This window comes from Mesorhizobium sp. M1E.F.Ca.ET.063.01.1.1 (genome assembly GCF_003998155.1).
Taxonomy (GTDB): Bacteria; Pseudomonadota; Alphaproteobacteria; order Rhizobiales; family Rhizobiaceae; genus Mesorhizobium.
Map to the genome: position 1 here is coordinate 1 of NZ_RZSC01000130.1, position 11,220 is coordinate 11,220.

The window sequence follows — 11,220 nt, forward strand, 5'->3', positions numbered from 1 at the left end:
TGACGAAGCCGTCGCGGTCGCGGTCATAGGGACGCGACGCGATTTCGGGCGTGTCGTTGCGCTCGGTGGAGAGCGCCCGGCATGCAGCGAACCCTGCCATGGAGAGCCGCGTGACCGGCGCCTCGGCGCCGCCTGCCACCATGACGTCGGCGTCGCCCCACATGATCAACCGCGCGGCGTCGCCGATGGCGTGAGCGCCGGTCGAGCAAGCGGTGACGACCGCATGGTTCGGGCCTTTCAGCCCGTGCCGGATGGAAACCTGGCCGGAGACCAGATTGATGATCTGTCCGGGGATGAAGAACGGGCTGATGCGGCGCGGACCGCGCTCCTTCAGGATCATCGCGTTCTCCGCGATGCCGTCGATGCCGCCGATGCCGGAACCGATCAGCACGCCGGTAGCGCACTGATCCTCATGCGTCTCGGGCTTCCAGCCGGAATCGGCCAGAGCCTCGTCGGCGGCCGCGATGCCGTAGAGGATGAAGTCGCCGATCTTGCGCAGTTCCTTCGGCTCGAGCACGGCTTCGGGATTGAGCGTGCCGTTGGAGCCGTCACCGCGCGGAACGACGTGGGCGATCTTGCAGGCAAGATCCTCCACTTCGAACTCGGTGACGCGCTTGGCTGCGCTGCGGCCGGTCAGCAGTTCCTTCCAGCTGTGCTCGAAGCCCATGCCAAACGGCGAAACCAGGCCAAGGCCCGTGACGACGACACGCCTCATCGCAGGTCCTCCCCGGTGATGCCCGCGGAAAGCCTCAGGCCGAGGCCTTGTCGATATACTTCACGGCATCGCCGACGGTCAGGATGGTCTCGGCGGCGTCGTCCGGAATCTCGACGCCGAATTCTTCTTCGAACGCCATGACAAGTTCGACCGTATCGAGGCTGTCCGCGCCCAGATCGTCGATGAAGCTCGCCTGCTCCGTCACTTTGTCGGCATCGACGCCGAGATGCTCGATGACGATCTTCTTGACGCGCTCTGCGGTGTCACTCATTTGGGCATCCTCGTCTTACATTGTGTTGTCTTCGTTAGCGGGCCGATTGCCGCTAATCAAGCTGAAAGATGGTCTTGCGGGAAACGCAACGCCACAGGACCGGTTTTTGCCCGAACCGCCGGGTTGCCGGCCGCATTACACGAAAAATGGCGGGCGTCCAAGCCGAAATGGCTGTTTTCACAGCCCACCCGACCTTGTTCGGAATTCGCCCTGCCGAGTCATATGGTGCAGTTTTCGAGGACCGGAGCGGCGCGTACCTGCAGCAGGCGAGCACCGGAAGCCAGATAATCGTGGCAGATGACCGGCAGGGTAGAATTATCAACAAGGTCCGTCAGATCATCGCCATGCCGCCGTAGGCGGCTTCATCATGGTCATGCAACAAAACCCAAAGGGAGTGTCTCTGCCGATTTCATATTTTATAATACTCTAATACATCATTTTCCAACACTCTAATATTGCAGCACAAAAATATCAATGAAAGAGCGAATCAGACTCGAAAGAAAAAGTCTCCTGGAGTTTAGTCGCTCGGCGTCTGTTTCATCGAAGTGAGCAGATCATGCGGCACAGGCAAAGGTTTCTACACGTCGCAACATAGGTCTTGATTGAAACATTATGCCTACTGTGGCATAGGAGGATATATATGGGGCGGGTACTGGCTGCCGGGCTTTCTGGTTGAAAGGAGGCCCTGAGGACGGAGCACCGGATGCGCATCCTACCCTTGGCTGCTTCGGCCGTTATCCTGTGCCAATCATTCCTCGCGGGCCCTGCCGTCGCGGCGGTCGCTACAGGCAACATGACGGTTCGAATCACCATTACGGCCGAATGCAAGGTCCAGACCGCGAGCGACCTGGATTTCGGCTCGAAAGGCGTCATCGACACCAATGTCGACCAGACCAGCACCATCGGCGTGCAATGCACGTCGGGTCAGACCTACAACGTTGGTCTGAGTGCCGGCGCCGGCGCCGGCGCGACTGTTGCGGTTCGCAAAATGACCGGGCCGGGCGCTGCCACGGTCAACTATACTCTCTATCGCGATAGCGGGCGCACCCAGCCGTGGGGGGACACAATCGGCACAGATACGGTCGCCGGGACCGGCACCGGCAATGTCCAGAACCTGACTGTTTATGGGCGAGTGCCACCGCAGGCAACACCGGCCGCAGGCGTCTACACGGACACGGTTGCGATCACCGTAACCTACTGACCATTCCGACGGAGGAACGACATGCGACCCTTGCTGTCACGCATTGGTGCCGCGGCACTCTTCCTGCTGTGCGCGAGCGTTTCACAGGCAGCCTCTCTCAGAGTAGCCCCGACCAGTCTGGAGCTGATCGCCCCCGACAGCGCCGCCGTGCTCAATCTGCACAACGATGCCAGGCAGCCGATCAACGTGCAGCTTCGCGTTTTCAGATGGAGTCAGGCGGACGGTGTCGAGAAGCTTGAGCCAACCTCGGATGTGGTGGCCAGCCCACCCTCGACGCAACTCGGGCCAAACGCCGACTACGTGGTTCGCATCGTCCGCCCGAGCAAAGCCCCCATACGCTCCGAGGAGAGCTACCGCGTGCTGGTGGACGAATTGCCCGATCCATCGCGAAGGAAGGCCGGCACGGTCACCCTGGTGCTTCGTTATTCCGTGCCGGTTTTCTTTCGCAACCCGGACACAAAGGGCCCTGACGTATCGTTCAGCCTGTCGCGGACAGGCCGAAGCCTCGTGCTGACGGCGCGCAACAACGGTGAAAGCCGCCTGAGGCTGTCCAATGTCAATCTGACGCAAGCCGGCAAAAAGCTTGGAAGCCGCAACGGACTTGTCGGCTACGTGTTGGGCGGCGCCACCATGCAATGGCCGATCGGCAGCAGCAGATCGCTGTCCGGAAGCTCTGTCGCGTTGAAGGCACAGAGCGACTTTGGACCATTCAATGCTCCAGTTGCGATCAAAGGGCAGTAGGATCGCGATCGTCGTTGCAGGTACTTTTCTTCCTCTCCTGCCGGCGAACGCGCAGGATTCGCAATCCCAAATTGCGGAGCCCGCTCCCGCCCAAACGGAACGCCGCGACCTTTATCTCGAGGTGTTCATCAATGACGTCTCGACGGAGCTGATCGGCACCTTCACGCAATTGCCTGACGGTGGCTTCGCAGCAACCCCGGACGAGCTGACACAGGTCGGCCTGAAGCCGGTAGAGAGCGCTGCAGACGGTAACGGTCTGATCCGGCTGGATCGGCTGCCCGGCGTGTTCTATCGCATCGACGAAGCAACCCAACGCCTTTACGTCACTACCACGAACGAGGGGCGCGCCGCTCGCATCGTCGACGTTGGCGGGGGTGAGAAAGAAGACCGGATTCAGCCGCAGTCCGGTTATGGCGCAGTGCTTAATTATTCGCTTTTCGCGAGCTCCAACCAATTGTTCGAAAAGGACGTCGATCTGTTCCAGAGCATCTCGGGCGGCTTCGACGCACGTCTGTTCAGCCCATTCGGCACGCTCAGCCAGAATTTTATCGCCGGTTATTCGGATGGAGAATTTGGAGGATTTACACGACTCAACACGACCTGGAGCTACTCCGACCCGAAACGCCTGATGACCTATCGGGTTGGGGATTTCATCTCCGGCGGACTTTCCTGGACGCGGCCCGTCTACCTCGGCGGCATCCAGGCTGAGCGCAACTTCGCCTTGAGACCCGATCTGGTCACGTTGCCGCTGCCCTCCTTTGGAGGGACCGCGGCCGTACCCTCGACGCTCGAAGTCTACACCCAGAACGTCCGCACCTACACCGGCAACATCCCGGCCGGCCCCTACCAGATCACCAACCTGCCGGTGTTTGCCGGCGCCGGGGAAGCGCAGGTTGTCCTGAGGGACAGTCTCGGCCGGGAGACCACAACCAGGCTCCCCTTCTATACGTCCAGCGACATGCTGGGCCAGGGTCTGCTCGATTTCTCGGCAGAGATTGGATTTCCACGGCGCAATTTCGGCATCGAATCCGACGACTATGACAGCCGAGTGTTTGGCGTCGCCACCGCGCGCTACGGTCTCACCAACTGGCTGACACTTGAGGGCCATGCAGAGGGCGGCGAAGATTTGATCAATGGCGGAGTTGGCGCTGCCTTTCCGCTTGGACCCTATGGCGCGGCTTCGGTTGCGGTTGCCGGCAGCCATCATGGCGGGCGCACCGGCTCGCTTGTGAACGCATCGCTGGAGATGAGCTACGAAGGCTGGTCGATCTACGGCCGAATTCAGCGCGCCTTCGGCGACTATGAGGACATCGCCTCGGTGACAGCCGAACCAACGTTTTCCGATGTCGACAATGTTCCGATCTTCAGCGCAGGCGTTCCTCGCGCGATCGACCAGGTCACTCTCAGCGTTCCGACGCCGCTCGACTTTTCGAGCCTCAATCTCTCCTACACGCATCTCGAAAGTGCCGAAGGCCAGAAGAGCCAGATTGTCGGCCTTTCCTACAACCAGCAGATATTCAAACGAAGCAGCCTCTATGCCACGGCTTTTACCGACCTCGAGGATCGCGGCAGTTTCGGTATCTTCGCAGGGGTCTCCATCCCGTTCGGCGACGATATCACGGCCTCCGCAGGGGTCGAGCAGGGACCTGATGGTCTGAATGTCGTGGCGGACATCGCCAAGTCGGAGCGGCTGGAAGAGGGCAGCATTGGCTGGCGGGTACGAACCTCGGAAGGCGACACGCCTAACCGTTCGGCCGCGGCGAGCTACCGCTCGCCCTTCGCGCGCTTCGAGGCCGGCGTTCAACAATACGGCAAGGATGTTCGGGCGACCGCGCAAATGGACGGTGCGATTGCCGTGGCAGGCGGCGGGGTCTTTGCAACCAACCGTATCGACGATGCTTTCGCCGTCGTCGAGGTCGGTGCGCCCGATGTCGATGTCCAATTCCAGAACCGGCCGGTGGGAAAGACCAATCGGCAAGGGCGTATTCTGGTCCCCGGCCTCAACTCCTATGAGCCGAACACGGTTTCGATCGACCCCAAGAACCTGCCGGTCGATGCGGATGTTCCGGCCACCAAGGAAGTCGTGATGCCGGCCGATCGCAGCGGCGTGGTAGTGAAGTTCGGGGTCTCGGAAGCGCCGAAAGCGGCGCTGGTCACCCTGGTCGACAGCAACGGCGAGCCATTGGAGGCCGGCCTGAAAGGTCGTATCGAAGGTGGCTCGGAAGAGTTCGTCATCGGCTATGACGGTCAAGCCTACATTCGCGGCCTCAACTCCCAGAACGCCGTCGTGGTCGATCGCCTGGACGGTACCTCATGCCGGGCCGACTTCCCCTACAAGCCCCAGCCAGGTCAGCAGGTGGCAATCAAGGACGTAGCCTGCCGCTGAAAACAGGAGAAGAAATGCTCCGCACCGTCATTCTCTTGCGCATTATCATCCTCTCAGCCATCGCACCGATTCCTTCGCTCGCCTGGGCGCAAAGCTGCGCCTTTGGCGTTTCCAGCATGGACTTCGGCCCGGTCGATACGCTGTTGACCAGCCAAACCAACTCGACGGCGACAATCAGCATGAATTGCACCGGTACCGCAGGCCAGCGCATCCTGATTTGCCCGAATCTCGGGGCCGGCACCGGAGGCGCAACGTCTGCGACGGCCCGCCAGATGTTGAGCGGCGCCAACACCCTCAACTATCAGCTCTATTCGGATTCGGCGCGCAGCGTGGTGTGGGGCTCTTATGCATGGGCATATGCCTCCCGCCCGCCGGCTTTGGCGTTGACGCCGAATACTTTGGGCACGGCCACAGGCACTGCGACCATTTATGGCGCCGCATTTGGTAGCCAGGGAACGGTGCCGCCCGGAATCTATCTGTCGACGTTTTCCGGTGCAGATGTCGAGTTCCGCTATCGCTACAGCACCGGCAACGATTGTGGTTCGGGTGCCGGTATCCTAGCTCCAAGTCCAACCTTCACCGTAAATGCTACGGTCGCAGCCAATTGCCTCGTGTCGACCCAGAACATCGATTTCGGATCGACAGGAACACTCAGTGCCAATGTCGACGCCACCGGCCAGGTTTCGGTCACCTGCACGCCAGCGGCAGCGTATACCGTCTCGCTGAACGGCGGCACCACCGGCTCGCCTCCGACGGCGCGCAAGATGTCGAAGGGTGCGGAAACCGTGACCTATGGCCTATACAAGGATGTTAATCGGACTCAACCTTGGGGCGACTCGTCGACGCCTGGCAGCACGGTCCCCGGAACCGGAATCGGGGTAGCGCAGAACCTGACTGTCTATGGCCGCGTGCCGCCACAGGTAACGCCGTCAGTTGGCGTCTACACCGACACGGTGGTCGTCACGGTCACTTATTGAGACCGAGGGACGGAAGCAGCGATCAGTTTGCTTAGCGAATGTCGCTGACCGTTCTCAGATCATCGCCATGCCGCCATTGACATGGATGGTCTGGCCGGTGACGTAAGCCGCCTCATTGGAAGCGAGATAGGCGACGGCCGAGGCGACCTCGGCGCTGGTGCCCATGCGCCTGGTCGGGATCGCCGCCATGATCGTTTCCTTCTGCTTGTCGTTGAGCTTGCCGGTCATGGCCGATTCAATGAAGCCCGGGGCGACGCAGTTGACGGTGATGTTGCGGGTGGCGATCTCCTGCGCCAGCGACTTGGAAAAGCCGATCATGCCGGCCTTGGAGGCGCAGTAGTTGGTCTGGCCGGGATTGCCGGTGACGCCGACCACGGACGTGATGTTGATGATGCGGCCATGGCGGCGGCGCATCATCGGATGCGTCAACTCGCGCGTTAGCCTGAACACGGCGGTGAGGTTCACCTCCAGAACCTGGTCCCAGTCGGCATCCGACATGCGCACGAACAGGCCGTCCTTGGTGATGCCGGCATTGTTGACCAGGATGTCGACGCCTTCGAGGTCGGCCTCCGCCTTCTGGCCAAGCGCCTTGACCGCGTCGCGGTTCGTCAGGTCCGCCGGAAACAGCTTTACGCGCTCGCCGAGCTCGCCGGCCAGGGCTTCCAGCTTCTCCACACGGGTGCCGTGCAAGCCTACGATGGCGCCCTGGCTGTGCAGCACCCTGGCAATCGCCTCGCCGATGCCTCCCGATGCGCCGGTGACGAGCGCCTTGCGGCCGGTCAGTTCGAACATTTTTCCAACCTCATTTTCGCGAATACGCCCCGAGCGATGTGTGTTCCGTATACGTTAAATCGTCCAAGCCATGCCAGAAATCTTGGGCCTTAAGGATATCTTCCTTGCCAAGCCGGATCCGCTCCACGACCTCGGCTGAGAGGCGATAGTCTTCATACTCTTCGAAATCGCGCTGGACTCTGCTCCGGCCTGGCTTTGATCCGGCCATGTCGCACCTATGGTTCGATCTTCCTAGCCCAATGCCGCCAGCGCCGCATCGATCTCCGCTGCCGTGCCGATGGCGGCGGTGGCGATGTCGCGGTTGATACGCCGCGCGAGGCCCGACAGCACTTTCCCGGCGCCGACTTCGTAAAGCGTCGCTACGCCGTTGGCGCCAAACCATTCCACCGTCTCGCGCCAGCGCACGCGGCCGGTCACCTGCTGGACCAGGCGGCGGGCGATCTCATCCGGGTCATCTGTGGGCGTGACGGTCACGTTGGACACGACGGGAACGACCGGCGCGTTCTTCGCCACGCCGGCCAACGCCTCGCGCATGGTCTCGGCCGCCGGCGCCATCAGTGCTGAGTGGAACGGGGCGGAGACCTGCAGCATCAGCGCGCGCTTCGCGCCCTTTTCGGTGCACAGCTTCGCCGCCAGCTCGACAGCCGCCTTGGCGCCGGAAATAACCAGCTGGCCGCCGCCATTGTCGTTGGCGATCTGGCAGACCGAACCTTTGGCAGCCTCGGCGCAGGCGGCTTCGACGCCGGCCTGCTCAAGCCCGATGATGGCTGCCATGGCGCCCTCGCCCGCCGGCACCGCCGCCTGCATGGCATTGCCGCGGATGCGCAACAGCCGCGCGGCGTCGGCAATCGAGACGAAGCCGGCCGCGGCAAGCGCCGAATATTCGCCGAGCGAATGGCCGGCGACGTAAGACACCTTGTCCTTCAGCGAAAAGCCGCGCGATTCCAGCGCCCGCAAGGCCGCAAGCGAAACCGCCATCAATGCCGGCTGGGCGTTGGCGGTCAGCGTCAGCGTCTCCTCCGGCCCTTCCCAGATCAGTTTCGACAAACCTTCGCCAAGCGCCTCGTCGACTTCCTCGAAGACGCGGCGGGCCTCGGGAAAGGCATCGGCGAGATCCTTGCCCATGCCGACGGACTGGCTGCCCTGTCCCGGAAAGGTGAATGCGACGGCCATCTCAGCGTCTCCAACGGCTTGTTTTTCCCTGCCTCTGACGCAAGGCGGACGACCAAGTCAAGCCCGCAGGCGCCAGTTCGGCGCCCATTTCAGCCGGAAAACCGGCCGAGTTGCCTGTTCCAAAAGGCTTTTTGGCGATCACACCTGATGAAAACCGCTCACGAATCGTTTGCTGGCTCTTCTTATTTCCGCCACAGGCGCTAGCTTTGCGTGACATTTCGATGACAGAAGCGTGACGCGTGTGGAAGACGCCAAGCGCGAACGGAAGCAAGCGCGGCAAGGGCCGGGGGAAGCGACGTGGCAAGGATCAGGAAGGGCGCGGGCAAACCCGTGCCGCAATTCTTGGAAGACGATCCGTCCACCGGCTATCTGCCGGGGCGGAGATGGCCTATCGTCCGTTACGGCCTCGCCACGCTGCTTGCCTCGGCGCTCCTGGTGTTCGCCATCGAATGGATCGTGCGCGGCGACTTCTTCGGCACGGTCGACTTCTTCCTGCAGCCGTTCAAGCCTGGCTGGACAACCATCATCGTCTTTGCGCTGGTGCTGATCGGCCTCGACGCCGTCCTTGGCCGCAGCCATCAGAGCCTGATGATCGTCACGCCGCTGACGTTGGCGCTGGCCTTTGTCGGTCACCAGAAATCGCACTATCTCGGCGACCCGCTCTATCCCACCGATTTCCTCTACGCACGCCAGATCATGGCGCTGATGCCGCTTCTGGTGCGCGAGCGCCCGTGGACTGCCGCGCTGCTTGCGGTGACGATCGTCGCGGGTCTGACACTGCTCGTCTATGGCTGGCGGGTCTGGCGCCGCCGCGTTCCGATCCTCAGCCGCAAGGGACGGCTGGCGCGCCTGACGCTCGCCGTGCCGCTGCTCGCCTTCTTCGTCTCGATCATGGACTATGCCACCTTCTCATGGACGCGCGACAGGCTGCAGATCATCCCGATCATGTGGGACCAGAAGGAGAACTACGCCTCCAACGGCTTCGCGCTCGCCTTCGCGATGAACGTGCCGATGGCGCATGTGTCAGCGCCGCCCGGCTATTCCGAAAAGACGATGGACGCGATCGTACGTCCCGAAGTTACCGCCTCGGTGCCGGACGAGAAGCCCGACATCATCGTGGTGATGAGCGAATCCTTCTGGGATTCGACCGAGCTTCCCGGCGTCAGAATCAAGCCTGATCCGATCCCGACGGTGCGCGCGCTGCGCTCCGGTTCGATGTTCTCGCCGGAGTTCGGCGGCATGACCGCCAATATCGAGTTCGAGGCGCTGACAGGCTTCTCGAACGCCTTCCTGCCGGCGGGCTCGATCCCCTACCAGCAATATGTGCGCACGCCGACGCCGTCGCTGGCGACCTTCCTGAAGAGCGAGGGCTACCGGGCGCGCGCCATCCATCCGGGCACCAACTGGTTCTGGAACCGGGGCGCCGTCTATGCCGACTTCGGCTTCAGCGACTTCCGCTCGGAAGAGACGCTGCCGCCGATGGAAAAGCGCGGGCCGCTGGCCTCCGACGCCGCGATGACCGACGAGATCATCCGCGAGGCCGATGCCAGCGAGGATCCGGTGTTCATGTTCGCCGTCAGCCTGCAGAACCACGGGCCTTACGAACCCTACCGCTATTACAATCCGACCCACTCGGTCGATGCGCCGATCAGCACCTGGGCGCGGGAATCGCTGCTCTCTTATGCCGAAGGCTCGGCCGATGCCGATCGCGGCCTTAAGCGGCTGATCGAATGGGCCAAGAAGCGCGAGCGGCCGACCATCGTCGCCTTCTTCGGCGACCATCTGCCGCCGCTCGGTCCCGTCTATGTCGAGACCGGCTTCCTCAAGGACAATGTCGCGCCGCGCAGGGAGCCGACGCCGGAGGCGGCGCTCGAGCATCACGACACGCCACTGATCATCTGGTCGAACCGCTCCGGTCCGGTGGAGAACCTGGGCTCGGTGAGCCCGGCCTTCCTGCCCTACCATATCCTCACCACGGCCGGGATCACGCATCCCTATTACACCGGCTTCCTCGGCGCGCTGCGCGAGCGTTATCGGGTGGTCGACCGCAACCTTCTGCTTTCGCCCTCCGGCGAAGCGACGCCCGACTGGGCGAGGCAGAAGAAGATCGATCCGCAGATCAACGATTTCCGACTCATTCAGTACGATATGATGTTCGGCAAGCGTCATACCGCGCCCGACTTCTTCCCCGAGACGGTGGCGCCGCTCGTCGCCCATACGAGCTGAGCCTGTCATCAATCCGGGACCGCCGGAGATTTCCGGCCCTGCGGCATCGTGGAATTGTCGATCCTGTCTCCCGCCCTTGCCTTCCTGGGGAATTGCTGTATAGACGCCCGCAATCTGCCGGTCCTTGCTGGGGGCTGAACGGAGGGCCGTGGCATTCGCCACGTCACGAAGCCACAAGCGCTTTTGGCCTCCCGTGTCTCCGCTCTCGACCGTCTCGTGATGCTCCTTTCTTCCCCGCTCGTTCGCGACCGGGTCAGACAAGTTGCAGAGGCTTAGCCGCGAGGGCCGGTGAGAGAAACGAAGAAAGGCACTTAACATAATGGCTCTCTACGAACATGTGTTTCTTGCCCGGCAGGACCTGTCGCAGCAGCAGGTCGATGCGCTTGTCGAACAGTACAAGGGCGTCATCGCCGCCAATGGCGGATCGGTCGGCCGGATCGAGAACTGGGGACTGAAGTCCCTCACCTACCGGGTCAAGAAGAACCGGAAGGCTTACTACACGCTGATGGACATCACCTGCCCGCCGGCCGCGCTCAACGAAATGGAGCGCCAGATGGGCCTGTCGGAAGACGTCCTGCGCTTCCTCACCATCAAGGTCGAGGCGCATGAGGAAGGCCCCTCGGCGATGATGCAGAAGCGCGAGGAGCGCTCCGAGCGCGGCGGCTTCGGCGACCGTGACCGTGGCCCGCGTTCGTTCGGCGATCGCGATCGCGGTGATCGCGGTCCGCGTTCGTTCGG

The 11,220-nt window shown here is 62.3% G+C and carries 12 protein-coding genes; 7 read left to right on the forward strand and 5 right to left on the reverse strand.

From position 1 onward, the window contains the following. A partial coding sequence (locus tag EOA29_RS12465) for a beta-ketoacyl synthase N-terminal-like domain-containing protein (RefSeq protein WP_281061066.1) occupies positions 1-715 on the reverse strand: 715 nt, incomplete at its 3' end. 34 nt (positions 716-749) lie between these two features. After that, positions 750-986 carry an acyl carrier protein gene (locus EOA29_RS12470; protein WP_006203723.1) on the reverse strand — a complete coding sequence of 79 codons (237 nt, stop codon included), beginning with the start codon at positions 984-986 and terminating at the stop codon, positions 750-752. Positions 987-1,132: 146 nt separating this feature from the next. Between EOA29_RS12470 and EOA29_RS41325 the strand changes: the two genes are divergently transcribed. The 5 genes from EOA29_RS41325 to EOA29_RS12490 all read left to right on the forward strand — a co-directional run bounded on the left by EOA29_RS41325 (position 1,133) and on the right by EOA29_RS12490 (position 6,291). Further along, positions 1,133-1,342, forward strand: coding sequence for a hypothetical protein (locus tag EOA29_RS41325; protein ID WP_210213135.1), 210 nt, complete (start codon positions 1,133-1,135; stop codon positions 1,340-1,342). A 347-nt stretch (positions 1,343-1,689) separates the two neighbouring features. After that, positions 1,690-2,187 carry a spore coat U domain-containing protein gene (locus EOA29_RS12475; protein WP_189350182.1) on the forward strand — a complete coding sequence of 166 codons (498 nt, stop codon included), beginning with the start codon at positions 1,690-1,692 and terminating at the stop codon, positions 2,185-2,187. Positions 2,188-2,208: 21 nt separating this feature from the next. After that, positions 2,209-2,928 (forward strand): molecular chaperone, encoded by a 720-nt coding sequence (locus tag EOA29_RS12480; protein ID WP_126094843.1) that lies wholly within the window; start codon positions 2,209-2,211, stop codon positions 2,926-2,928. Beyond that, the gene (locus tag EOA29_RS12485; protein ID WP_126094844.1) at positions 2,900-5,314 is read left to right on the forward strand and encodes a fimbria/pilus outer membrane usher protein; all 2,415 of its coding nucleotides are present in this window, start codon (positions 2,900-2,902) and stop codon (positions 5,312-5,314) included. Before EOA29_RS12480 ends, EOA29_RS12485 begins: the two co-directional genes overlap by 29 nt. 14 nt (positions 5,315-5,328) lie before the next feature. Continuing rightward, positions 5,329-6,291, forward strand: coding sequence for a spore coat protein U domain-containing protein (locus EOA29_RS12490; protein ID WP_126094845.1), 963 nt, complete (start codon positions 5,329-5,331; stop codon positions 6,289-6,291). A 54-nt stretch (positions 6,292-6,345) separates the two neighbouring features. Here EOA29_RS12490 and fabG read toward each other — a convergent pair whose 3' ends face one another. The 3 genes from fabG to EOA29_RS41330 form a co-directional block, all read right to left on the reverse strand. Beyond that, complete coding sequence (gene fabG, locus EOA29_RS12495; RefSeq protein ID WP_126094846.1) at positions 6,346-7,083, reverse strand: 3-oxoacyl-[acyl-carrier-protein] reductase; 738 nt, start codon at positions 7,081-7,083, stop codon at positions 6,346-6,348. Positions 7,084-7,314: 231 nt separating this feature from the next. Then, positions 7,315-8,256: an ACP S-malonyltransferase gene (gene fabD / locus EOA29_RS12500; RefSeq protein ID WP_126094847.1), complete on the reverse strand. Its 942-nt coding sequence runs from the start codon at positions 8,254-8,256 to the stop codon at positions 7,315-7,317. A gap of 1 nt (position 8,257) precedes the next feature. Beyond that, a complete protein-coding gene (locus tag EOA29_RS41330) occupies positions 8,258-8,536 on the reverse strand; it encodes a hypothetical protein (protein WP_210213136.1) in 279 nt (92 codons plus the stop codon). A gap of 17 nt (positions 8,537-8,553) precedes the next feature. Between EOA29_RS41330 and EOA29_RS12505 the strand changes: the two genes are divergently transcribed. Both EOA29_RS12505 and rpsF read left to right on the forward strand, forming a co-directional pair. Continuing rightward, a complete protein-coding gene (locus EOA29_RS12505; RefSeq protein ID WP_126094848.1) occupies positions 8,554-10,482 on the forward strand; it encodes an LTA synthase family protein in 1,929 nt (642 codons plus the stop codon). Between the two features lie 319 nt (positions 10,483-10,801). Further along, positions 10,802-11,220: 30S ribosomal protein S6 (gene rpsF, locus EOA29_RS12510; RefSeq protein ID WP_127220962.1), on the forward strand; the 419-nt coding region annotated here is incomplete at its 3' end.

Bases quoted from the DNA above. Each gene is read 5' to 3' on its own strand.
- EOA29_RS12470 (WP_006203723.1), bottom strand. From the start codon at position 986: ATGAGTGACACCGCAGAGCGCGTCAAGAAGATCGTCATCGAGCATCTC.
- EOA29_RS41325 (WP_210213135.1), top strand. From the start codon at position 1,133: ATGGCGGGCGTCCAAGCCGAAATGGCTGTTTTCACAGCCCACCCGACC.
- EOA29_RS12475 (WP_189350182.1), top strand. From the start codon at position 1,690: ATGCGCATCCTACCCTTGGCTGCTTCGGCCGTTATCCTGTGCCAATCA.
- EOA29_RS12480 (WP_126094843.1), top strand. From the start codon at position 2,209: ATGCGACCCTTGCTGTCACGCATTGGTGCCGCGGCACTCTTCCTGCTG.
- EOA29_RS12485 (WP_126094844.1), top strand. From the start codon at position 2,900: ATGCTCCAGTTGCGATCAAAGGGCAGTAGGATCGCGATCGTCGTTGCA.
- EOA29_RS12490 (WP_126094845.1), top strand. From the start codon at position 5,329: ATGCTCCGCACCGTCATTCTCTTGCGCATTATCATCCTCTCAGCCATC.
- fabG (WP_126094846.1), bottom strand. From the start codon at position 7,083: ATGTTCGAACTGACCGGCCGCAAGGCGCTCGTCACCGGCGCATCGGGA.
- fabD (WP_126094847.1), bottom strand. From the start codon at position 8,256: ATGGCCGTCGCATTCACCTTTCCGGGACAGGGCAGCCAGTCCGTCGGC.